Genomic DNA, 23798 nt, shown 5'->3' with positions numbered 1-23798 from the left:
TTCCTTAAGGCAGCAAGCTCTTGACGTTGATAGGCTCGGCTTCATTCTGTGCGGAGCCCTTGGGCTTGCCGCCGATGGCCATACCGGCAACGCGATAGAAGTTGTAGTCAGGGTTCTTGCCGGGACCGGAGATCAGCAGATCTTCCTTCTCGTACACCAGATCCTGACGCTTGAAGTCGGCCATCTCGAAGTCCGGCGTAAGCTGGATTGCGGTAGTCGGACACGCTTCTTCACACAGGCCGCAGAAAATGCAGCGCGAGAAGTTGATACGGAAAAAGTCCGGGTACCAGCGTCCGTCTTCTGTCTCGGCCTTCTGCAGAGAAATACAGCCGACCGGGCATGCCACTGCACACAGGTTGCAGGCTACACAGCGCTCTTCGCCGTCAGGGTCGCGGGTCAGAACGATACGGCCGCGGTAGCGGGGCGGCAGATATACCTGTTCTTCGGGATATTGCAGGGTGTCGCGTTTGCGGAAGCCGTGGCCGAAGACCATGACCAGGCTGCGCAACTGGGTACCTGTACCCTTAACGATGTCACCAATATATTTGAACATGGGTCAAATCCTCACTGAACCGAGCCTGCCGGTGTGTTCAACAACACAATCGCAGCAGTCACCAGCAAATTGATCAGGGTCAGCGGCAGACAGAACTTCCAGCTGAAATCCATGACCTGGTCATAACGCGGGCGCGGGATGGAAGCGCGCAGCAGAATGAACAGCATGATGAAGAACGCGGTTTTCAAGGTGAACCAGAAGAATGCCAGCGATGGCAGAATGTCGAACGGGCCGTGCCAGCCACCGAAGAACAGCGTGACCAGCAGTGCCGAGATCAAAATGATCCCGATGTATTCGCCCACGAAGAACATGCCCCATTTCATGCCGGCATATTCAATGTGGTAGCCGTCAGCCAGTTCCTGCTCGGCTTCCGGTTGGTCGAACGGGTGGCGGTGAGTGACCGCAACACCCGCGATGAAGAACGTACAGAAGCCGAAGAACTGCGGAATGATGAACCACAGGTTCTGCGCCTGATATTCAACGATGTCGCGCATGTTGAACGAGCCGACCTGAACCACGATGCCCATCAGCGCGAGGCCCATGAACACTTCGTAGGATACGGTTTGTGCCGAAGCTCGCAGGCTGCCCAGCAGGGCGAATTTGTTATTGCTCGACCAGCCGGCGAACAGCACCGCATACACCGACAGACCCGCCATGGCGAAGAAGAACAGCAGACCGATGTTCAGGTCCGCCACGCCCCATGTCGGGGTGATCGGGATGACCGCAAAGGCGATCAGCAGGGCGCTCATGGCAACCACCGGCGCCAGGGTGAAGATCACCTTGTCGGCGAACGGTGGGGTCCAGTCTTCCTTGAAGAACATCTTCAGCATGTCGGCTGCGATCTGGAACATGCCGAACGGACCCACACGGTTCGGACCATAACGGTCCTGCCACCAGCCCAGCAGACGACGTTCGATGAAGCTCAGCAGGGCACCACAAACCACGACCGCCAGCAACACTACGATGGCCTTGACCACTGCAATGATTGCGTCGATCACATCAGGGGTAAACCAGGTCATTGCGCTGCCTCCTGCAGACCGTCAACGGATTTGCCGAAGAGTGCTGGCGGAATGCCAGGCAGTCCTGCCGGCAATGCCACAAGGCCCGCGCCCAGTTCTTCGTTGATGCGCAACGGCAAGGTCAGCAATTCACCGCCAACGCTCAAGGAGAGCAGGGCACCATCGTTGACACCCAGGCGATCGGCTTCGGATTTGGCCAGCGCTACATAAGCCTGCGGGATACGTTCCTGAACCGGAGCGGCCAGAGACGAAGTTTCATCGCTGCCGAACAGATGAAAGAACGGCACGACCTGCCAGGTGCCGCGCTCTGGAGAGAACGCACGTGGCACGCTGGAGAACCACGACAGACCATCGCCCTGGCTTTCGATCAGGCGAGTGCCCGGGTCGCCGGCGCGCAAGTGACCGCCGACTTCGTCCTGGAATTTGTTCCAGGCCTGCGGCGAGTTCCAACCCGGAGACCAGGCGAACGGCACTTGCTGACGAGGTTCGGCGGAACCTGAATAACCTTCCATGGAGAAGGAGAACGCTGTATCGATGTCTTGCGAGGTGCGCGGCTCATGCACGCTGATGTTGGCGCGCATCGCCGTGCGACCACTGTAGCGCAGTGGTTCACGAGCCAGTTTAAGGCCCTTGATCCGGAACGAGGCAGACGGCGCAGCGTTGACGATACCCGCCAGTTGCGGGGTGCTGCTGGCGCAGGCTTCGGTGACGTGATCGAGTTGCGTCCAGTCGACCGGCTTGTTCAACAAGGTGGCGCGCAGGGCATGCAGCCAGCGCCAGCCCTCGTGAACCAGAATGCTGGCATCCAGGTAGGTCGGATCGAACACCTGGAAGAAGCGCTGGGCGCGGCCTTCCTGGCTGACCAGCGTGCCGTCGCCTTCCGCGAAGCTGGCAGCTGGCAAGACCAGATGCGCACGATCACTGGTCGGGGTTTTCTGGTGGTCGGCGACGATCACGACTTTCGCAGCGCTCAGCGCAGCGTCGACGATTTTGGCGTCTACACGGCGATACAGATCGTTTTCCAGTACCACAATGGCGTCGGCCTGACCGGAAATCACTGCTTGCAGGGCGGCATCGACAGAATCGCCACCAAACATCGCCAGACCCATGCTGTTGGCTTCCGGCACGATCAGGCTGATGGAGCCTTGCTTGTCACGCAGCTTCAAGGCCTTGGCAATGTTTGCCGCCGCCTCGATCAGCGCTGTCGAACCCAACGAGCTGCCGGAAATGATCAGCGGACGTTTGGCCGCGAGCAGGGCATCGGCAATACGTTGCGCCAGTTCCAGCGCCTCGCTGTCCAGACCTTCTACGGCCGGGGCGCTGGCGTCCAGTGCATGTGCAACGGCGAAACCGATGCGAGCCAGGTCGTCAGGTGCAGCGTGCACGCATTCTTCTGCGATATCGTCGAGCCTGGTTTCAGCCAGGCTGGCGATGAACAGCGGATTGAGCTCGTGCTGGCCGATGTTCTTCACGGCCGCGTCGAGCCACGGCTGGACTTTCATCGCCGCAGCCATGTCTTCAGCCTTGCCTTTGACGGCTTGGCGCAAGCCCAGGGCCATACGTGCCGCCGTCTGGGTCAGGTCCTCGCCGAGGACGAAGATGGCATCGTGATCTTCGATGTCACGCAGGGTCGGGATCGGCAGCGGGCTGTCATTCAGCACCTTGAGGATCAGGCGCACACGCTCCAGCTCGCCGGCTTCGATGCCGCTGTAGAAATGCTCGGCTCCGACCAGCTCGCGCAGTGCGTAGTTGCTTTCGAGGCTGGCGCGAGGTGAGCCAATACCAACGATGTTGCGGCCGCGCAACAGATCCGCTGCCTTGTCCAGTGCTTCGTCAAGGCTCAGTTTGACCTGGCCTTCAGCGAGCAGTGGCTGACGTGGACGGTCTGTGCGGTTGACGTAGCCATAGCCGAAACGGCCGCGGTCGCAGAGAAAGTACTGGTTGACCGAGCCGTTGTAGCGGTTTTCGATGCGGCGCAATTCACCGTAGCGCTCACCCGGGCTAATGTTGCAGCCGCTGGAGCAACCGTGGCAGATGCTTGGCGAGAACTGCATGTCCCACTTGCGGTTGTAGCGCTCGGAGTGGGTTTTGTCGGTGAACACACCGGTCGGACAGACCTCGGTGAGGTTGCCGGAGAACTCGCTTTCCAGCGTGCCGTCTTCAACGCGACCGAAGTAAACATTGTCGTGAGCGCCGTAAACGCCCAGGTCAGTGCCGCCTGCGTAGTCTTTATAGAAGCGTACGCACCGATAACAGGCGATGCAGCGGTTCATCTCATGCGCGATGAACGGCCCCAGCTCCTGATTCTGGTGAGTACGCTTGGTGAAGCGATAACGGCGCTCGTTGTGGCCGGTCATCACTGTCATGTCCTGCAGGTGGCAGTGACCGCCTTCTTCGCAGACCGGGCAGTCATGCGGGTGGTTGGTCATCAGCCATTCGACAACACTGGCCCGGAAGGCCTTGGACTCTTCATCTTCGATGGAGATCCAGGTGTTGTCGGTGGCTGGCGTCATGCAGGACATGACGATACGACCACGGGTGTCGTTCTCGTCGGTGTACTGCTTGACCGCGCACTGGCGACAGGCGCCAACGCTGCCAAGGGCGGGGTGCCAGCAGAAATAAGGGATATCGAGGCCCAGCGACAGACATGCCTGTAACAGGTTGTCTGCACCATCGACTTCGAGCGCTTTGCCGTCTACGTGAATAGTAGCCATGGTTCAAAGGTCTTCGTTGGCCCGTTGTCAGCGGGCGTGGCTAATGGAATCTCGGTAGTACCCGTATCGTTCAGCCCGGAGGGCGTCAGCAGGTACGAGGACGGCAGCCCGAACAGCCGCCGACCGTTGTGTCTTGTTATGCGCCGACCACGGTCGGACTTTTGCCCGGAACGAGCGTGGTTGCGCTGGCTGGCGCAATACCTGCTTCGAACTCCGAACGGAAATACTTGATCGCACTGCCCAGCGGTTCAACAGCGCCCGGTGCATGGGCGCAGAAGGTCTTGCCTGGGCCGAGGAAATTGACCAGACCCAGCAGGGTTTCGATATCCCCCGGCTGCCCCTGACCCTTCTCGATGGCGCGAAGCATTTTTACGCTCCATGGCAAACCGTCGCGGCATGGGGTGCAGAAGCCGCAGGACTCCTGAGCGAAGAACTCTTCCATGTTGCGCAGCAGTGAAACCATGTTGACCGAATCGTCGACGGCCATCGCCAGACCGGTGCCCATCCGGGTACCGACCTTGGCAATACCGCCTGCGTACATCTGGGCGTCCAGATGCTCTGGCAGCAGGAAACCCGTACCGGCGCCGCCGGGTTGCCAGCACTTGAGCTTGAAGCCATCGCGCATGCCACCGGCGTAGTCTTCGAACAGTTCGCGAGCCTGTACGCCAAATGGCAGCTCCCACAAACCCGGGTTTTTAACCTTGCCGGAGAAGCCCATCAGCTTGGTGCCGTGGTCTTCACTGCCTTCGCGGGCCAGCGACTTGTACCAGTCGTTGCCGTTATTGACGATGGCGGGCACGTTGCACAGGGTTTCGACGTTGTTTACACAGGTCGGCTTGCCCCAGACGCCTACGGCAGCAGGGAAGGGCGGCTTGGAGCGCGGGTTGGCGCGGCGGCCTTCCAGCGAGTTGATCAGCGCGGTTTCTTCACCGCAGATGTAACGACCGGCACCGGTGTGTACGAACAATTCGAAGTCGAAGCCGGTGCCTAGGATGTTCTTGCCCAGCAGACCGGCAGCCTTCGCTTCGGCCACGGCGCGGTTCAAGTGCCTGGCGGCCGTTACGTATTCGCCACGCAGGAAGATATAGCCACGATAGGCTTTCAGCGCACGCGCACTGATCAGCATGCCCTCGACCAGCAGATGGGGCAGTTGCTCCATCAGCATGCGGTCTTTCCAGGTATTGGGTTCCATCTCATCCGCATTGCACAGCAAATAGCGGATGTTCATGGATTCGTCTTTGGGCATCAGGCCCCATTTAACGCCGGTAGGGAAGCCCGCACCGCCGCGGCCTTTGAGGCCCGAGTCCTTGACCGACTGGACGATATCGTCAGGCAACTGTTGCGTCAGCGCCTTGCGCGCTGCTGCATAACCGTCTTTGGCCTTATACTCGTCGAGCCAGACCGGCTCGCCGTCGTCGCGCAGACGCCAGGTCAGCGGATGGGTTTCTGCCGTGCGCGCAATGCGATTGGCAGGGCCGAAGGAAGTGATGGTCATAGGTAACCCTCCAGCATCTTGGCAACGCCAGCAGGCTGTACATCGCCGAAAGTGTCGTCGTCGACCATCACGGCCGGCGCCTTGTCACAGTTGCCGAGGCAGCAGACCGGCAGCAAGGTGAAGCGACCGTCAGCGGTGGTCTGACCCAGGCCGATGCCCAGTGAACTCTTGATCTCGTCTACCACGTTTTCGTGGCCGCCGATGAAGCACACCATGCTGTTGCAGACGCGAATGATGTGGCGTCCGACCGGCTGGCGGAAGATCTGGCTGTAGAAGGTGGCAACACCTTCGACGTCGCTGGCGGGGATGCCGAGCAAATCGCCGATTGCGTAGATGGCACCATCGGGCACCCAGCCACGCTCTTTCTGAACGATCTTCAGGGCCTCGATGGACGCCGCGCGCGGGTCTTCGTAGTGATGCATCTCGTGCTCGATGGCCGAGCGCTCGGTTTCGCTCAGGGCGAAACGGTCAGTCTGGATTAGCGGGCTATTCATGCTTAGCGGTCCACGTCGGCCATAACGAAATCGATACTACCCAGGTACGCGATCAAGTCCGCGACCATGCTGCCTTTGATCACCGAAGGGATCTGCTGCAGGTGCGGGTAACTCGGGGTGCGGATCCGGGTACGGTAGCTCATGGTGCCGCCGTCGCTCGTCAGGTAATAGCTGTTGATACCCTTGGTCGCTTCGATCATCTGGAAGGACTCGTTGGCCGGCATGACCGGGCCCCACGAAACCTGCAGGAAGTGCGTGATCAGGGTTTCGATGTGCTGCAGGGTGCGCTCTTTCGGTGGCGGCGTGGTCAGCGGATGATCCGCCTTGTACGGGCCTTCCGGCATGTTGCGCATGCACTGATCGATGATCTTGATGCTCTGGCGCATCTCTTCTACGCGGACCATGCAGCGGTCGTAGGCATCGCCATTGGCGGCCAGCGGTACTTCAAACTCGAAGTTCTCGTAGCCGGAGTAAGGGCGTGCCTTGCGCAAGTCGAAATCGCAGCCGGTGGAGCGCAGGCCTGCACCGGTGACGCCCCATTCCAGGGCCTCTTTGGTGTTGTACGCGGCAACGCCCACGGTACGGCCCTTTAGGATGCTGTTCTGCAGGGCAGCCTTGGTGTATTCGTCGAGGCGCTTGGGCAGCCAGTCGACGAAGTCCTTGACCAGTTTCTCCCAGCCACGAGGCAGGTCGTGGGCAACCCCGCCGATGCGATACCAGGCCGGATGCAGACGGAAACCGGTAATGGCTTCGATCACGGTGTAGGCTTTTTGGCGGTCGGTGAACGTAAAGAACACCGGCGTCATGGCACCCACGTCCTGGATGTAGGTACCCAGGAACAGCAGGTGGCTGGTGATACGGAAGAACTCGGCCATCATGATGCGGATGACGTCGACCTTTTCCGGCACCTTGATGCCTGCCAGTTTTTCGACCGAGAGTACGTAAGGCAGGTTGTTCATCACCCCGCCGAGATAATCGATGCGGTCGGTGTACGGGATGAAGCTGTGCCAGGACTGGCGCTCGGCCATCTTCTCTGCACCACGGTGGTGGTAGCCGATGTCCGGAACGCAGTCGACGATTTCTTCGCCATCCAGCTGCAGAATGATACGGAACGCACCGTGAGCGGAAGGGTGGTTCGGCCCCAGGTTGAGGAACATGTAGTCCTCGTTCGCGCCAGAACGTTTCATGCCCCAGTCTTCCGGACGGAAACGTGCGGCTTCCTCTTCCAGTTGCTGTTTGGCGAGTGTCAGGCTGTAGGGGTCAAACTCCGTCGCGCGGGCAGGGAAGTCCTTGCGCAGCGGGTGACCTTCCCAGGTTGGCGGCATCATGATGCGGCTTAGATGCGGGTGTCCCGGAAAGTCGATTCCGAACATGTCCCAGACTTCGCGCTCATACCAGTTGGCATTTGGCCAGATACTGGTGATGGTTGGCACACTCAGGTCGCTTTCAGACAGCGCTACCTTGATCATCACGTCGCTGTTTCGCTCGATCGACAGCAGGTGATAGAACACGGTGAAATCTGCACCGGGCAGGCCGCGACGGTTGGTACGCAGACGCTCGTCCACGCCATGCAGGTCATAGAGCATGGAGTAGGGCTTGGGCACGTTGCGCAGGAACGTCAGAATTTCAAACAGTCGGGCGCGCTCGACCCACAGCACGGGCATACCGGTGCGAGTCGGCTGGGCAGTGAAAGCCTCAGCACCAAAACGGTTGTTCAGTTCAACGACGACATCTTGGTCGTCAGCCTTGTAAGGCGGGATGTACAGAGCGTTGTCTGCAGTCATAGGTCTCAATCACTTCGGTCAACGTACAGAATCAACCCCGGTTCCTGTCTTTTTTATAAGAAGAACGGGCTGGATCAGACTTCGTCGGGGCTGCGCAGGTTGGTCACCTGAATACGCTGTTCGCGGCGCTGTTCCTTTTGCGACGGCATCTCGGCGCGGTATACGCCTTGATCGCCAACGACCCAGGAAAGAGGGCGACGCTCCTTGCCGATGGATTCCTGCAGCAGCATCAAGCCTTGCAGAAATGCTTCGGGGCGGGGCGGGCAGCCGGGCACGTAGACATCCACGGGAAGGAATTTGTCCACCCCCTGGACCACTGAGTAGATGTCGTACATGCCACCGGAGTTGGCACATGAACCCATGGAGATGACCCACTTGGGTTCGAGCATTTGCTCGTAGAGACGCTGGATGATCGGTGCCATCTTGATGAAGCAGGTACCGGCAATGACCATGAAATCCGCCTGCCGTGGCGACGCCCGGATAACTTCCGCACCGAAACGCGCGATATCGTGAGGGGCCGTGAAGGCGGTGGTCATTTCCACATAGCAGCACGACAGGCCGAAATTGTAGGGCCACAGGGAGTTTTTACGTCCCCAGTTGACCGCACCATTCAGCACGTCTTCCAGCTTGCCCATGTAGATGTTTTTGTGGACTTGATCTTCTAACGGATCGGAAACGGTTTCCCGTTTGCCGATGGGGTACTGCTCGTTAGGAGCGTCCGGGTCGATCCTGGTGAGATTATATTGCATCGCCAAAGCCTCATTGTTTCAGCTTCGCTTGCCGATTACGGCGACCTTCAGGAGCCCAGTCAAGAGCGCCAACCCGCCATAGGTAGACAAGACCTGCCAACAGAATTGCTATGAAAACGAGAGCTTCGACGAATCCGGTCCAGCCGCTTTCGCGGACGGACACAGACCAGGCAAAGAGAAAGAGGGCTTCGATGTCAAAGATCACGAAGAGCATCGCGACCAGATAGAATTTTGCGGAGAGCCGCAGGCGCGCACTGCCGGTAGGCAGCATGCCGGATTCGAAAGGTTCGTTCTTGCTGCGGCCCCAGGCTTTGCTTCCGAGCAGGCTGGACAGGCCGAGCATGAAGGCGCAGAGGCCGACAACACCCAAAAGGAAAATGGCGAAGCCCCAGTTGTGGGCAATCAGACCTGTCGATTCGGGCATGCTGGCAGTCCTTGTTAGAGAGCAAAGGTCTCTGTGCTTGATAAAGAGTCGAGGCAGTGACGAAATGTCGCAGTGCGGTCAACGGATTGATTTTATGTGCAAACAGTTGGCAAGTAAATTTTCTACATGAAATTTATTTACGAAATTAATCGCCCGCCGTCCTTTATCAGGGCTGTAAGGCATGCCAGCCGGGCGTCAGCAAGGTTTTGGCTAATTATGTTTCTCGGTGACGAAAAGGAACGAAAGGCAATTTGAATGATAATTAATATCATTTAAATGGACCTGTATAGTTCGCCAAAGGATACTCGGAGCATAGTTATGAAGGACACCGCTTATAAAGTGCGGTTTTTGTAGCATCTGTTCGTGAGCTGCACATTGTCCGAAATCAATACAGGCACTATCTGATACAAAACACAGACCGCCCTTACGGACGGTCTGTGTTTTCAACGCGTTGCGCGGTGTCTCAGTGGAATTGCTCTTCTTCCGTCGAGCCGGTCAGTGCGGTTACCGACGATACGCCGCCCTGAATCACGGTGGTCATGTCATCGAAATACCCCGTGCCCACTTCCTGCTGGTGGGCCACGAAGGTATAGCCCTTGGCAGCATCGGCGAATTCCTGTTCCTGTAGCTTCACGTAGGCAGTCATGTCGTTGCGGGCGTAGTCGTGCGCCAGGTTAAACATGCTGTGCCACATGTTGTGAATGCCCGCCAGGGTGATGAACTGGTGCTTGTAGCCCATGGCCGAAAGCTCGCGCTGAAACTTGGCGATGGTTGCGTCGTCGAGGTTTTTCTTCCAGTTGAAGGACGGCGAGCAGTTGTAGGAAAGCAACTGGTCCGGGTACTCCTTCTTGATTGCTTCGGCGAAGCGGCGTGCCTCGTCCAGATCCGGCTTGGCGGTTTCACACCAGATCAGGTCGGCATAAGGCGCGTAGGCGAGGCCGCGGGAGATTGCCTGATCCAGACCGGCACGTACTTTGTAGAAGCCCTCATGAGTCCGTTCGCCGGTCACGAACGGCTTGTCATAGGGGTCGCAATCGGAAGTCAGCAAGTCGGCAGCGTTGGCGTCGGTGCGGGCCAGAATGATCGTCGGCACACCGGCCACATCGGCGGCCAGGCGCGCAGCAACCAGTTTCTGGACCGCTTCCTGAGTCGGGACAAGTACTTTGCCGCCCATGTGGCCGCATTTCTTCACCGATGCCAACTGATCTTCAAAATGCACCCCGGCGGCCCCCGCCTCGATCATGCTTTTCATCAGCTCGTACGCATTGAGCACGCCGCCGAATCCGGCCTCTGCGTCGGCCACGATGGGCGCGAAATAGTCGATATAACCTTCGTCACCCGGAGCCTTGCCGGCTTTCCACTGGATCTGATCGGCGCGGCGGAACGAATTGTTGATGCGTTTGACCACGGTTGGCACCGAGTCGACTGGATACAGCGACTGATCCGGGTACATCGATTCGGCAGAGTTGTTATCGGCAGCAACCTGCCAGCCGGAAAGGTAGATGGCCTGAATACCGGCCTTGACCTGCTGCACGGCCTGACCGCCGGTCAGAGCGCCCATGCAGTTGACGAAGTCCTTGTCTGGCCGGAAAGACGGCCTGGCGCCTTGGGTCACCAGGTTCCACAGTTTGTCAGCGCCCAGCCGTGCAAAGGTGTGTTCGGGTTGAACCGAGCCACGCAAGCGGACCACATCGGCTGCGGAGTAGGTACGGGTCACGTTTTTCCAGCGCGGATTTTCGGCCCAGTCTTTTTCGAGAGCGGCTATTTGTTGTTCGCGTGTCAGTGCCATTTTGTAAACCCCGAGAAGTAGGTCTTGATTAGAAGTCCTGCTCCGCCAAAACGCCTCGTTTATCGAAGGCACTGTAGATGGCTGCTCGCTGCTCGGAGAGCGACAATCAAAGGCTTTTTGCGCAGCCTCCGATCAGCGGGAGCGAGGCAATCATGCCTCGGGGTATCGGGGTCGTCAAACGATTTGTAGTGCTTTTTAAGTATCACTACATAATTGCGTAATCAGACTGGTGAGTCACTAAAAGGCCCGTAGGTGCTGGGTTTCGCGCCAGCGCAGGCTACTCGAGGGTTTCGACCTTTACGCGCAAAATCATGTCTTCACGACCCTGGGTGGAGTAGCGTTGTGCAAGGCCACGCTGATCAGCAACCGATTGATCGCTATTACTCGCCAGCGTGATCCATTCTCCGAGCCGGCCGCTGACCTGGCTATCGGTACTTTGCACTTTTATGGCATCAGCGCGCTCCTGACTCATGCGGTCATGGTTGGTGCTGATGCTCAGGTGAACGGTATCGCCGGTCACACTGGCAGTGACGTAAAAGCCCTGGGTTACATTGCGATATTCAGTATTGCTTTGGGAGTAGCCATAGGAATCCGTGGACGAGGAGGTCAGTGGAACGCTCTGGCCGATCTGGATAAGTGCTGGCGTACCTTCGCTGGTCTGCACTTGCTGCACGCCGCCCTCACGGCTGGTGGTGCCGTATTCTATGACGCGTGAGCCACTGCTGTTGCGCGCCGCGTTTTCGCTGGTGTCGACGCTGATCAGCAGGCGTTTAGGCGCGGTATCGAGTTGCGCGATAAGGCTGCGAAGCTCTTCTATCTTGCGCGACTCTGCATTGACAATCAGTTGATTGCCATAAGCGCTGACGGAGCCTTCGGTGCCTAGAAAGGATTTAGCTACGGGTAGTAGATCGGCACTGGTGCGGTAATTGAGAGGAACGACTTCGGTCGCTGAAAGGGCCTGAGTACTGAATGCGATCAGCACTGAGGTGATTACCACGTTAAGCAGGTTACGGACTGACATGATCATTCTCCGCGATAAGCGCGTAAAGCATGAGTTTGCCAGTGTATCGGCTATAGCCGGGCAAGCTGAATGGGGCGACACAAAAACGCCCTGGCATTTTTCGTCTCGACCTGAAAAGCGTCTAGCGAAAAAGGGCAGGGCGATCATCATGTAGTGCTTTGAAACGTGCCTACATAATCAGGTTTCAGGTGTCTCGCGGCGCATCTCGACGTGCGGTAAACCGGCTTCGAGAAACTCGTCACTGACCACGGCAAACCCGAAGCGCTGGTAAAACTCGACGGCCTGCACTTGAGCGCTGAGCTTCAGCGGCTCCAGTCCACGTTGTTCGGCCTCGTGGATCACCGCACCGAGCAACGCTTCACCGACTTTCATGCCGCGCCAGTCCTTGAGAACCGACAGCCGACCGATTTCACCGTCGGGCAGCAGGCGAGCGGTGCCTACTGCGTATTCCCCTTCATAGGCGAGAAAATGCACGGCAGTCGCATCTTCAGCGTCCCACTCCAGCTCCGGTGGCACCGATTGCTCGGCGATGAATACCGAATCGCGTATGCGCCGGATGTCGGCGTTGTTTTTCTGCCATTGTGCGACAGCTACGGTGACTTTATTCATCGGCAAATCCCAGACTTCCTTGTTTTACGAGTTCGCAAAGCAGATTGCGTCCATCGTCATCGGCCAACCATTGGCCGAGGTTTTCACTGTGCAATGCGTCGGCAGCACAGATCAGTTTAAGCAATTCGCGCAGACTGCCCGGCAACAGGCGGCTCTGACCACTGGCAAACAGTAGCAGATCGTCGTCGACTTCAGACCAGGCCAGTCTTGCACTCGGGTTGCGAATCAGCACCGCGCCCTGTTCGAGGCTGTCGAGCAAGTCGTCTTCCTCCAGTTCCGGGCCGGTCACCAGTTCAGGGTAGCGCGGTTCGGTCATGAACTGGCCGAACCAGGTCAGCAGCAGGCGCTCGTCACTCATGTGTTCGGTCAGCAGCGCTTTGAGTCGGTCCAGCGCATCGTGCTGGATCTGATGCGGATCGCTGACCGGTTGCGCGTCCGCGTCGGTATAGCGCTCTTCATCCGGGATGAACTGGCTGAGGAAATCGGTGAAATGAGTCAGGACCTCGGCAGCGCTTGGCGCGCGGAAACCGACCGAGTAGGTCAGGCAGTCGTCGACGGCAACGCCGCAGTGAGCCAGGCGTGGCGGCAGGTAAAGCATGTCGCCCGGTTCCAGCGTCCACTCTTCGGTTTTTTCGAATTCGGCAAGGATGCGCAGGTCGGCATGCTGCAGCAGCGGGCTTTCTGCATCGCACATTTGGCCGATCTGCCAATGACGCTTGCCGTGGCCCTGAAGCAGGAACACGTCATAGTTATCGAAATGCGGGCCGACGCTGCCACCTGGGGCGGCGTAGCTGATCATCACATCGTCAATGCGCCAGCTGGGCAGGAAGCGGAAGTTTTCCAGCAGTTCGCTGACTTCTGGAACGAACTGGTCCACGGCCTGCACCAGCAGGGTCCAGTCGCGTTCGGGCAGCTTGCTGAATTCATCCTCCGCAAAGGGACCGCGACGCAGCTCCCAGGGACGCTCGCCGTGTTCGAGGACCAGGCGGGACTCGACTTCTTCCTCTAGAGCAAGGCCAGCCAGCTCGTCCGCATCGATCGGGCTTTGAAAGTCCGGCAGAGCCTGGCGGATCAGCAGTGGTTTTTTCTGCCAGTAGTCACGCAGAAAAACGCGTGCACTGATGCCGCCCAGAAGTTGCAGAGGAATATCAGGATTCATGTGTAAGCCCTTGAAATGAAAACGCCCGGCACAGCCGGGCGTGTGCAATTTTTTTGCGTGTCAGATGCGCTTGGCCTGAGCCGCTGCGTTACCGATGTAGTTGGCTGGCGTGAGCTTTTTCAGCTCGGCCTTTGCTTCGGCAGGCATGTCCAGACCGTCGATGAAAGTCTGCAGCGCTTCCGGGCCGATGCCCTTGCCGCGTGTCAGTTCTTTCAGTTTTTCGTACGGGTTTTCGATGTTGTAACGACGCATGACGGTCTGAATCGGCTCTGCCAGAACTTCCCAGCACGCGTCCAGATCGGCAGCAATGCGCTGCTCGTTCAGTTCCAGCTTGCTGATGCCCTTGAGGCTGGCTTCGTAAGCAATAACGCTGTGGGCGAAACCGACGCCCAGGTTGCGCAGTACGGTGGAGTCAGTCAGGTCGCGCTGCCAGCGAGAGACAGGCAGTTTGCTCGCCAGATGCTGGAACAGCGCGTTGGCGATGCCCAGATTGCCTTCGGAGTTTTCGAAGTCGATCGGGTTGACCTTGTGTGGCATGGTCGACGAGCCGATTTCGCCAGCAATGGTGCGCTGCTTGAAGTAGCCCAGGGATATATAGCCCCAGATATCGCGGTCGAAGTCGATCAGGATAGTGTTGAAACGCGCAATCGCATCAAACAGCTCGGCGATGTAGTCATGCGGTTCGATTTGGGTGGTGTACGGGTTGAAGCCCAGCCCCAGCTCGTCTTCGATGAACGCGCGTGCGTTGGCTTCCCAGTCGATATCGGCATAAGCGGAGAGGTGGGCATTGTAGTTGCCGACCGCACCGTTGATCTTGCCCAGCAAGGGCACTGCGGCGATCTGGTTGATCTGGCGTTCCAGACGGTAAACCACGTTGGCCAATTCCTTGCCCAGCGTGGTCGGGGACGCTGGCTGACCGTGGGTACGCGAGAGCATCGGCACGTCGGCGAAGCGGATCGCCAGTTCACGGATAGCATCGGCAATCTGGCGCATCAGCGGCAGCATCACAGTGTCACGGCCTTCACGCAGCATCAGGGCGTGAGACAGGTTGTTGATGTCCTCGCTGGTGCAGGCAAAGTGGATGAACTCGCTGACCTTGTCCAGCTCCGGCAGCTTGGCAGCCTGCTCCTTGAGCAGATACTCAACGGCTTTGACGTCGTGGTTGGTGGTGCGCTCGATCTCTTTCACGCGCTCGGCGTGCTCAACCGAGAAGTCTTCAGCCAGGGTGTCGAGGATGGCGTTGGCTTGCGCAGAGAACGCCGGGACTTCGGTAATCTGCGGGTGGGCCGCCAGACGCTGGAGCCAGCGAACTTCAACCATCACACGGAAACGGATCAGGCCGTATTCGCTGAAAATAGGGCGCAAGGCCTGGGTTTTGCCGGCGTAGCGGCCATCAACAGGGGAAACCGCAGTGAGCGAAGAAAGCTGCATGGGATGCTCTCGGACAGTCGGGCAACGAAAAGGGCGCATATCATACATGAAAAGTCACTCGGACCGGAGCCCGCTGACCAGCGTAGACAGCGCCGTGCCTGTGGTGGTGAAGGTCATTGGTGCGTGGCGGATCAGCCGTGCAGCAATGGGTAGAGTTCTTTCAATAGCTTGCGACGGCTGAACACCAGTTGCCAGCGATGACCGCCAACTTGTCGCCACAGGCGTGCGGAGCGAATGCCTGCCAGCAGGATGGCGCGAATCTTCGACGCGTTGTTCGGTTGCTGCAGGTTGCGCATGTCGCCCTGGACCTGAATGCGTTGGCGCAGGGTGCTCAGGGTGTCTTCATAAAGGGCGCCGGTCGCAGCGATCACGTTTTCGTGAGCGATGCCGAAATGTTCGACCTGAGACTGAATCACCGGGATGCGCCTGCCGATGATTTCGAGCAAGTCGTCGCGCTTGGCCAGCTGTCGCTCCAGGCCGAGCATCGACAGGGCGTAACGCAGCGGTTCGCGCTGCAGTGTTGCAGGATCGCGTTCCAGAGCGCTGGCCATGGCGCGATAGCCTTCGTGCAGGTTGAGGTCATCGCCGCCGTAGACGTCCAGCGTATCCTTCGGGTCAACCACCAGCAGGCTGCCGAGCATGCAGCTCAGCGCGGCTTCGCTGACCTGTCCGGTCTTGGCGATCCGGTCGACCAGTACGGCGGCCTGAAATACGCCACCCAGAGCGATCAGTTGTTCCTGAATCGGGGTCATCAACGCTTGTCCTTGCTGGTCCAGGGTTCGGCAATTTCGATCACGCCGCCGCCCAGACATATTTCGCCATCGTAGAACACCACGGACTGTCCGGGTGTGACGGCCCGCTGCGGATCATCGAATGTGGCTCGGTAGCCGTCGGCGGTCTTTTCCAGTGTGCATGGCTGGTCGCCCTGACGATAACGGACTTTGGCCGTGAGTTTGCGCGGGCTGCTCAGATCAATCGGGTTGACCCAGTAGATTTCCGAAGACACCAGTGCGCGGGAGAACAGCCACGGGTGGTCGTTGCCCTGGCCAACGATCAGTTCGTTGTTGTCCAGATCCTTGACCAGCACGTACCACGGATCATCGCTGGCGTCCTTGAGGCCGCCAATCCCAAGGCCCTGGCGCTGGCCGATGGTGTGATACATCAGGCCGCTGTGACGACCGATGACTTCACCTTCGGTGGTCTTGATCTCTCCGGGCTGGGCGGGCAGGTACTGACGCAGGAAGTCGGTGAAACGGCGCTCGCCAATGAAGCAGATTCCGGTGGAGTCCTTCTTTTTAGCCGTCGCCAGGCCGTGTTTCTCAGCAATGGCACGTACTTCCGGTTTTTCCAGCTCGCCCACCGGAAACAGCGTCCGGGCGATCTGTTCGCCACCGACGGCATGCAGGAAGTAGCTTTGATCCTTGTTCGGGTCCAGGCCCTTGAGCAGTTCGGTGCGGCCATCGGTATCGCGACGGCGCACGTAGTGACCAGTGGCGATCAGGTCGGCACCCAGCATCAGCGCATAGTCGAGAAACGCCTTGAACTTGATTTCCCGGTTGCAAAGGATGTCCGGGTTGGGGGTGCGCCCGGCCTTGTACTCTTCAAGGAAATGTTCGAAGACATTGTCCCAGTACTCGGCAGCGAAGTTGGCCGTGTGCAGTTTGATGCCGATCTTGTCACACACGGCCTGGGCATCTGCCAGGTCTTCGCGGGCGGTGCAATATTCCGTTCCGTCGTCTTCTTCCCAGTTCTTCATGAACAAGCCTTCCACCTGATAACCCTGCTCCATGAGCAGTACGGCGGAAACGGAAGAGTCCACGCCGCCGGACATGCCGACTATGACGCGCTTCATTTCTGAGTTCGAGGGGGCTGGATCACGCATGGGGATTCAACGGCTGACCTGTAAAAGGACGCGATTCTATCAGGCTGAGGGCGTCGAGTCTCACGCCTTGTCGCGCAGCAGGTCGAGACTGAAATGTTCGGCATTGAGGTAATCGTCCAGGCAGCGCAGTACCAGCTCGCTGCGCCAGCGTTCCTGTTGGGCCAGCAGTTCCTCGCGAGTCAGCCAGACGGCGCCAATGATGCCTTCGTCCAGCTGATATTCAGGGTTATGGCGTATGGCCTTGGCGGCGAAACATATCCGCTGGTAGGTCACGCCGTTGCTCGGCGCGGTGTACAGGTAAATGCCCACCACGCTGGTCAGTTCGACATCCCAGCCGGTTTCTTCAAGAGTCTCCCGCACTGCCGCACGTTGCAGGCTCTCGTTCGGGTCGAGGTGCCCGGCGGGTTGGTTGAGTACGGCGCGTCCGCCTTTCATTTCTTCGACGAACAGGAAGCGTCCCTGATCTTCGACGATGGTGGCGACGGAAACGTGGGCTTGCCAGGTCATGGATTGATCCTCTGCTGCCAGATAAGAATGTTCAGTATGTGGCCTGCCGGTCTGTCTTTGGCTTTAATGCAAAAGCCCCGACACGCGGGCCGGGGCTTTTGGCTGGGCGACGCAGTAATGCGTCGCACCGGTCTCATGCCGCTTACGCTTTCAACGCATCGATAGCTGCGTTGAGCGTGGCGCTTGGGCGCATGGCCTTGCTGGTGACTTCCGGGTTAGGGAAGTAGTAGCCGCCAATTTCTACCGGCTTGCCCTGAACAGCGTTCAGCTCGGCAACGATTTTTTCTTCGTTGTCAGTCAGGGTTTTGGCCAAAGGCGTGAACTGTGCCTTGAGGTCTGCATCGTCGTTTTGAGCAGCCAGTGCCTGAGCCCAGAACAGGGTCAGGTAGAAATGGCTGCCGCGGTTGTCGATGCCGCCGACCTTGCGCGAAGGCGACTTGTTGCGGTCCAGGAACTCGCCAGTGGCCTGGTCGAGGGTCTTGGACAGAACCAGCGCTTTCGGGTTGTTGTAGGCATTGCCCAGATGTTCCAGGGACGCCGCCAGAGCCAGAAACTCGCCCAGCGAATCCCAGCGCAGGAAGTTTTCTTCAACAAACTGCTGCACATGCTTGGGAGCCGAACCGCCAGCGCCGGTTTCGAACAGACCGCCGCCGTTCATCAGCGGAACGATCGACAGCATTTTCGCACTTGTGCCCAGTTCCATAATCGGGAACAGGTCGGTCAGGTAATCGCGAAGCACGTTGCCCGTTACCGAGATCGTGTCCTTGCCGGCGCGAGTGCGTTCCAGGGTCAGCTTCATCGCGTCGACAGGTGACAGGATCTGGATATCCAGGCCCGACGTGTCGTGGTCGCCCAGGTACTTGCGGACTTTCTCGATCATCACGCTGTCATGGGCGCGAGACGAATCCAGCCAGAAGATAGCCGGTGTGTTGCTGGCGCGAGCGCGGTTGACGGCCAGTTTTACCCAATCCTGGATCGGCGCGTCCTTGGCCTGACACATGCGCCAGATATCGCCCGCTTCGACGTTCTGTTCCATCAGCAGGTTGCCCTGGCTGTCGGTTACACGAACCACGCCGTTGGTCTGGATGTGGAAAGTCTTGTCGTGGGAGCCATATTCTTCGGCTTTTTGAGCCATCAGGCCAACGTTCGGTACGCTGCCCATAGTGGTCGGGTCGAATGCGCCATTTTTCTTGCAGTCTTCGATGACCGCTTGATAGATGGTGGCGTAGCAGCGATCCGGGATCACTGCCTTGGCATCGTGCAGTTGACCATCTGTGCCCCACATCTTGCCGGAGTCACGGATCATCGCTGGCATCGATGCGTCGACAATTACGTCGCTCGGCACGTGCAGGTTGGTGATGCCCTTGTCGGAGTTGACCATCGCCAGTTGTGGGCGAGTGGCGTAGACCGCTTCGATGTCAGCCTTGATTTCGGCCTGTTTTTCAGCAGGCAGGCTGGTGATGCGCTCGTACAGGTCACCGATGCCGTTGTTCAGGCTGAAGCCGATCTGCTTCAGCGTGTCAGCGTGCTTGGTCAATGCATCCTTGTAGAACTCATCAACGATCTGGCCGAACATGATCGGGTCGGAGATCTTCATCATGGTGGCTTTCAGATGCACCGAGAACAGAACGCCTTGCTTGCGGGCGTCTTCGATCTCGGCGGCAATGAAGCCGCGCAGAGCTTTGGCGCTCATTACCGAGCAGTCAACGACTTCGCCAGCCTTGACGGCGGTTTTTTCCTTCAGAACGGTGGTGGTGCCATCCTGAGCGATCAGTTCGATTTTAACGGTGTTGTCGGCTGCGATCTGGGCTGCTTTTTCGCTGCCGTAGAAGTCGCCGTTGCTCATGTGCGCAACGTGGGCCTTGGAGTCGGCAGACCAGGCGCCCATCTTGTGTGGGTGCTTGCGAGCGTAGTTCTTGACCGACAACGGTGCGCGACGATCGGAGTTGCCTTCGCGCAGCACCGGGTTCACGGCGCTGCCCTTGGTCTTGTCGTAGCGTGCGCGGGTTTCTTTTTCCGCGTCAGTGACAGGGTTTTCAGGGTAGTCGGGAATCTTGTAGCCCTGATCCTGAAGCTCCTTGATGGTCGCCTTCAATTGAGGGACCGAGGCACTGATGTTAGGCAGCTTGATGATGTTGGCTTCTGGCGTAGTGGCCAGTTTGCCCAGCTCGGCGAGATGATCCGGCACTTGTTGATCGGCGCCAAGCGACTCCGGGAAGCTTGAAAGAACACGGCCCGCCAGGGAGATGTCGCGCGTTTCCACGTCGATATCGGAGGAGGCTGTGAAAGCTTCGATAATAGGCAGCAGCGAATAGGTGGCGAGGGCCGGAGCTTCGTCGGTGAAGGTGTAGATGATCTTCGAGCGGTTGGACATTCGTATTAACTCTCTGTTTTGCTGAGCATGCACAAAATCTCGATACGCGCAGGGTATGCACTCTTGCCCACGGTTCGGCCATGGGCCCAGGTCGAGGTTCATTCGCGGTGATGTTGGGTGCATCAGTCGAGCGTCAAGCTGTCAGGCCAGGTAGCGACCCGACGCATAGGAAGGTTGAGGGTCTGATTTCAGACGGGTCAGCCTTTATGACTCTTCGGTCACGGCGCGAGTATATCAAACCATTGGCGCGAGGCATTAATGCTATGCGTGCTATCGAATAATGAACATCCGCCGTTGGTCGAACGACCGGGATGTCTACGAGGTGTCAATCAGGCGTCAAGAGGCGGGATCTGGCGGAGGAGTGGGGCGCTGATGGCTCTGTCACGGTAGGGGCATCCGCGGTGCAATAACCGCTAATTCGATACCCTGTGGAGTCGCATCGGTTCAAGCTACCAAAGCTGCGGTTTCTTAAGATCCGGTACAGGCTCATTGCGTGTTTCTGATTACTCAGTCAACTGGCGCGAAAGGCCATTGATCTGCTGTCAGGCTGTTTCCATGGAGGACTTCAAGCGTGTGCATGTTCAGGTTCATGCTCAGACGCAGCATGGGTTTCCTTCACGGGCTCACCTGCTTTAGCCAGCAATGGCGCGATATTCACGGCATGCAGCCCTTTTGGCCCCTGAATGATTTCAAAACTGACCGGCTGGCCGGCTTTGAGGGTCTTGTAACCTTCCATCTGGATGGTCGAAAAATGGGCGAACAAGTCGTCATCCGGCTTGCCGTCTTCGATTATGAATCCATAACCTTTTGCATTGTTGAACCACTTGACTTTTCCGTTAAGCATCGCCATATCCCTCTGCAAAGGACTCCGTCAGGAGTATCATCCACTTCAATCCGCCTCCCCAAAAATTTTGGTTGACTGCGCGGACCCTTTTTACCCAATGTGGGCTCTATTGTTTGTAACACCGTTTAGCTGATAGTCAAGGTCATGTGGCGGTCTGTTTGAAAAGCGTCCAAACTGCGACTGACAGCTCAATCCGCCCTCAAACGAACATTTCTTTCCATGCATGCATTTAGCAAGATTCGACTAACATTCAATCAGGACAGTCCGCAGTCGCACGAGGACGACGCGGCAGGCATCGCGGTGCAGGACGCCAAGCCGACCCTGCAGGCGCCACCGATGTACAAGGTGGTTTTATTCAACGATGACTACACCCCGATGGATTTCGTCGTAGAAGTACTCGAGGTGTTTTTTAACCTGAATCGTGAGCTGGCCACCAAAGTCATGCTGGCCGTCCATACAGAGGGACGGGCAGTCTGCGGATTGTTTACCCGCGACATCGCCGAGACCAAGGCAATGCAGGTCAATCAATACGCCAGGGAGAGCCAGCATCCGCTACTCTGTGAGATCGAGAAGGACGGTTAAACGCCGACCACTTGGGTATGAGGTGAAGCTATGTTAAACCGTGAGCTCGAAGTCACCCTCAATCTTGCCTTCAAGGAGGCACGTTCGAAGCGTCATGAGTTCATGACGGTCGAGCACCTCCTGCTGGCTCTATTGGATAATGAGGCTGCAGCCACTGTTCTGCGTGCCTGCGGTGCAAACCTCGATAAACTCAAGCATGATCTGCAGGAGTTCATCGACTCCACCACTCCGCTGATCCCCGTTCATGACGAGGATCGCGAGACACAACCGACGCTCGGGTTCCAGCGTGTGCTGCAACGGGCAGTTTTCCACGTGCAGAGCTCCGGCAAGCGCGAAGTAACCGGCGCCAACGTGCTGGTTGCAATTTTCAGTGAGCAGGAAAGCCAGGCCGTGTTTCTGCTCAAGCAGCAGAGCGTGGCCCGGATTGATGTCGTCAACTATATCGCCCACGGTATCTCCAAGGTTCCGGGGCATGGCGAACACTCTTCTGAAGGTGAACAGGATATGCAGGACGACGAGGGCGGTGAAGCATCTTCCTCAGGCAATCCTCTGGATGCCTATGCCAGCAATCTGAACGAATTGGCGCGCCAGGGGCGCATCGATCCGCTGGTCGGTCGCGAAAGCGAAGTCGAGCGCGTAGCTCAGATTCTGGCTCGTCGTCGCAAGAACAACCCGTTGCTGGTCGGTGAGGCTGGGGTTGGTAAAACGGCTATTGCCGAAGGCCTGGCCAAGCGTATCGTGGACAATCAGGTCCCTGATTTACTCGCCAGCAGCGTTGTCTACTCGCTTGATCTGGGTGCCCTGCTGGCCGGGACCAAATACCGCGGCGATTTCGAGAAGCGTTTCAAAGCGTTGCTCAATGAGCTGCGCAAGCGTCCTCAGGCGATCCTGTTCATTGACGAGATCCACACCATCATTGGTGCTGGTGCGGCATCAGGCGGGGTGATGGATGCCTCTAACCTGCTAAAACCGTTGCTGTCGTCTGGCGAGATCCGTTGCATCGGCTCTACGACCTTTCAGGAGTTTCGCGGGATTTTCGAAAAAGACCGCGCCTTGGCGCGTCGCTTCCAGAAAGTCGATGTGTCCGAGCCTTCGGTCGAAGACACCATCGGCATCCTTCGTGGCCTGAAAAGCCGTTTCGAGCAGCATCACAGCATCGAGTACAGTGACGAAGCGCTGCGCGCCGCAGCTGAGCTTGCGTCGCGTTACATCAATGACCGTCATATGCCCGACAAGGCGATCGATGTTATTGATGAAGCCGGTGCCTACCAGCGTCTGCAGCCTGTCGAGCAGCGCGTCAAGCGCATCGATGTGCCTCAGGTCGAAGACATCGTCGCCAAGATCGCGCGTATTCCGCCAAAACACGTCAACAGCTCGGACAAGGAGCTGCTGCGTAACCTGGAGCGCGATCTGAAGCTCACCGTGTTTGGTCAGGATGCAGCCATTGACTCGTTGTCGACGGCGATCAAGCTTTCGCGTGCAGGCCTCAAGTCGCCTGACAAGCCGGTCGGTTCGTTCCTGTTCGCAGGCCCTACCGGTGTCGGCAAGACCGAAGCCGCTCGCCAGTTGGCCAAGGCGTTGGGTGTCGAGCTGATTCGTTTCGACATGTCCGAGTACATGGAGCGGCATACCGTTTCCCGTCTGATCGGCGCGCCTCCGGGCTACGTCGGTTTCGATCAGGGCGGTCTTTTGACCGAAGCCATCACTCGTCAACCGCATTGCGTGCTGCTGCTCGATGAAATCGAAAAGGCTCACCCGGAAGTCTTCAACCTGCTTTTGCAGGTGATGGACCACGGTACGCTGACCGATAACAATGGACGCAAGGCAGATTTCCGCAATGTGATCGTGATCATGACCACCAATGCCGGGGCTGAGTCCGCCGCGCGTGCTTCGATCGGTTTCACGCATCAGGACCACTCGTCTGATGCGATGGAAGTGATCAAGAAGAGCTTCACGCCGGAGTTCCGCAACCGTCTGGACACCATCATTCAGTTTGGCCGTCTCAGCCACGAAGTCATCAAGAGCGTGGTCGACAAGTTCCTTACCGAGCTTCAGGCCCAGCTGGAAGACAAGCGCGTACTGCTCGAAGTGTCCGAGGCGGCGAGAAACTGGCTGGCGCAGGGTGGTTACGATGCGGCGATGGGTGCCAGACCGATGGCTCGCCTGATTCAGGACAAGATCAAGCGGCCACTGGCCGAAGAGATCCTGTTCGGCGAATTGTCAGAGCACGGCGGTGTGGTTCACATCGATATCAAGGATGGCGAGATTACCTTCGACTTCGAAACCACAGCAGAAATGGCCTGACGCCCAAGCCTCGCTCCGCATCGTGAATGGATGCGGGGCAGGCCGAGGCCTCTGGTTGTATGAA

At 58.2% G+C, this 23798-nt stretch carries 20 protein-coding genes; 2 read left to right on the top strand and 18 right to left on the bottom strand.

The features are described from left to right. Positions 1-4: 4 nt before the first annotated feature. The 18 genes from nuoI to cspD form a co-directional block, all read right to left on the bottom strand. Positions 5-553 (bottom strand): NADH-quinone oxidoreductase subunit NuoI, encoded by a 549-nt coding sequence (gene nuoI / locus RYB66_RS16095; RefSeq protein WP_002554018.1) that lies wholly within the window; start codon positions 551-553, stop codon positions 5-7. An 11-nt stretch (positions 554-564) separates the two neighbouring features. Beyond that, positions 565-1572 (bottom strand): NADH-quinone oxidoreductase subunit NuoH, encoded by a 1008-nt coding sequence (gene nuoH / locus RYB66_RS16090; RefSeq protein ID WP_316885378.1) that lies wholly within the window; start codon positions 1570-1572, stop codon positions 565-567. Continuing rightward, the gene (nuoG, locus tag RYB66_RS16085; RefSeq protein WP_316894847.1) at positions 1569-4286 is read right to left on the bottom strand and encodes an NADH-quinone oxidoreductase subunit NuoG; all 2718 of its coding nucleotides are present in this window, start codon (positions 4284-4286) and stop codon (positions 1569-1571) included. The genes nuoH and nuoG overlap by 4 nt, the downstream gene beginning before the upstream one ends. 136 nt (positions 4287-4422) lie before the next feature. Continuing rightward, positions 4423-5781: an NADH-quinone oxidoreductase subunit NuoF gene (nuoF, locus tag RYB66_RS16080; RefSeq protein WP_316885382.1), complete on the bottom strand. Its 1359-nt coding sequence runs from the start codon at positions 5779-5781 to the stop codon at positions 4423-4425. Beyond that, the gene (gene nuoE / locus RYB66_RS16075) at positions 5778-6275 is read right to left on the bottom strand and encodes an NADH-quinone oxidoreductase subunit NuoE (protein WP_002554014.1); all 498 of its coding nucleotides are present in this window, start codon (positions 6273-6275) and stop codon (positions 5778-5780) included. The genes nuoF and nuoE overlap by 4 nt, the downstream gene beginning before the upstream one ends. A gap of 2 nt (positions 6276-6277) precedes the next feature. Then, entirely contained in the window at positions 6278-8059 is a 1782-nt protein-coding gene (gene nuoC / locus RYB66_RS16070) for an NADH-quinone oxidoreductase subunit C/D (protein WP_002554013.1), read from the bottom strand. Between the two features lie 74 nt (positions 8060-8133). Next, a complete protein-coding gene (locus RYB66_RS16065) occupies positions 8134-8808 on the bottom strand; it encodes a NuoB/complex I 20 kDa subunit family protein (protein ID WP_002554012.1) in 675 nt (224 codons plus the stop codon). 10 nt (positions 8809-8818) lie between these two features. Continuing rightward, positions 8819-9232 (bottom strand): NADH-quinone oxidoreductase subunit A, encoded by a 414-nt coding sequence (locus RYB66_RS16060; protein WP_002554011.1) that lies wholly within the window; start codon positions 9230-9232, stop codon positions 8819-8821. Between the two features lie 463 nt (positions 9233-9695). Beyond that, positions 9696-11021, bottom strand: a complete 1326-nt coding sequence (aceA, locus tag RYB66_RS16055; RefSeq protein ID WP_005731868.1) for an isocitrate lyase — start codon at positions 11019-11021, stop codon at positions 9696-9698. 277 nt (positions 11022-11298) lie between these two features. Then, positions 11299-12042 carry a secretin N-terminal domain-containing protein gene (locus RYB66_RS16050; protein ID WP_005745710.1) on the bottom strand — a complete coding sequence of 248 codons (744 nt, stop codon included), beginning with the start codon at positions 12040-12042 and terminating at the stop codon, positions 11299-11301. 177 nt (positions 12043-12219) lie between these two features. After that, a complete protein-coding gene (locus RYB66_RS16045) occupies positions 12220-12651 on the bottom strand; it encodes a GNAT family N-acetyltransferase (protein WP_002554008.1) in 432 nt (143 codons plus the stop codon). After that, positions 12644-13810: a cupin domain-containing protein gene (locus RYB66_RS16040; protein ID WP_002554007.1), complete on the bottom strand. Its 1167-nt coding sequence runs from the start codon at positions 13808-13810 to the stop codon at positions 12644-12646. The genes RYB66_RS16045 and RYB66_RS16040 overlap by 8 nt, the downstream gene beginning before the upstream one ends. Positions 13811-13870: 60 nt before the next feature. Further along, positions 13871-15241: an adenylosuccinate lyase gene (gene purB / locus RYB66_RS16035; RefSeq protein ID WP_004659494.1), complete on the bottom strand. Its 1371-nt coding sequence runs from the start codon at positions 15239-15241 to the stop codon at positions 13871-13873. A 131-nt stretch (positions 15242-15372) separates the two neighbouring features. Then, on the bottom strand, positions 15373-15993 hold the full coding sequence (gene hflD, locus RYB66_RS16030; protein ID WP_002554006.1) for a high frequency lysogenization protein HflD: 621 nt from the start codon (positions 15991-15993) through the stop codon (positions 15373-15375). Next, positions 15993-17123, bottom strand: a complete 1131-nt coding sequence (gene mnmA, locus RYB66_RS16025; protein ID WP_016982233.1) for a tRNA 2-thiouridine(34) synthase MnmA — start codon at positions 17121-17123, stop codon at positions 15993-15995. Before mnmA ends, hflD begins: the two co-directional genes overlap by 1 nt. 60 nt (positions 17124-17183) lie before the next feature. Next, positions 17184-17630: an NUDIX hydrolase gene (locus RYB66_RS16020; RefSeq protein ID WP_005780025.1), complete on the bottom strand. Its 447-nt coding sequence runs from the start codon at positions 17628-17630 to the stop codon at positions 17184-17186. A 142-nt stretch (positions 17631-17772) separates the two neighbouring features. Next, positions 17773-20004 carry an NADP-dependent isocitrate dehydrogenase gene (locus tag RYB66_RS16015; protein ID WP_005745703.1) on the bottom strand — a complete coding sequence of 744 codons (2232 nt, stop codon included), beginning with the start codon at positions 20002-20004 and terminating at the stop codon, positions 17773-17775. Positions 20005-20569: 565 nt separating this feature from the next. Beyond that, the gene (gene cspD / locus RYB66_RS16010) at positions 20570-20854 is read right to left on the bottom strand and encodes a cold shock domain-containing protein CspD (RefSeq protein ID WP_005731877.1); all 285 of its coding nucleotides are present in this window, start codon (positions 20852-20854) and stop codon (positions 20570-20572) included. Positions 20855-21067: 213 nt separating this feature from the next. On the opposite strand from cspD, the gene clpS reads away from it, so the two are divergent. Continuing rightward, positions 21068-21430: an ATP-dependent Clp protease adapter ClpS gene (clpS, locus tag RYB66_RS16005; protein WP_002554001.1), complete on the top strand. Its 363-nt coding sequence runs from the start codon at positions 21068-21070 to the stop codon at positions 21428-21430. Positions 21431-21460: 30 nt separating this feature from the next. Then, positions 21461-23734, top strand: a complete 2274-nt coding sequence (clpA, locus tag RYB66_RS16000) for an ATP-dependent Clp protease ATP-binding subunit ClpA (protein WP_316885401.1) — start codon at positions 21461-21463, stop codon at positions 23732-23734. Positions 23735-23798: the final 64 nt, after the last annotated feature.

Source organism: Pseudomonas syringae group sp. 243L2 (genome assembly GCF_032587875.1).
GTDB classification, from domain to species: domain Bacteria; phylum Pseudomonadota; class Gammaproteobacteria; order Pseudomonadales; family Pseudomonadaceae; genus Aquipseudomonas; species Aquipseudomonas amygdali.
The sequence above is the reverse complement of the archived record's forward strand: the minus strand, read 5'-3'. Positions and strand labels throughout refer to the sequence as shown.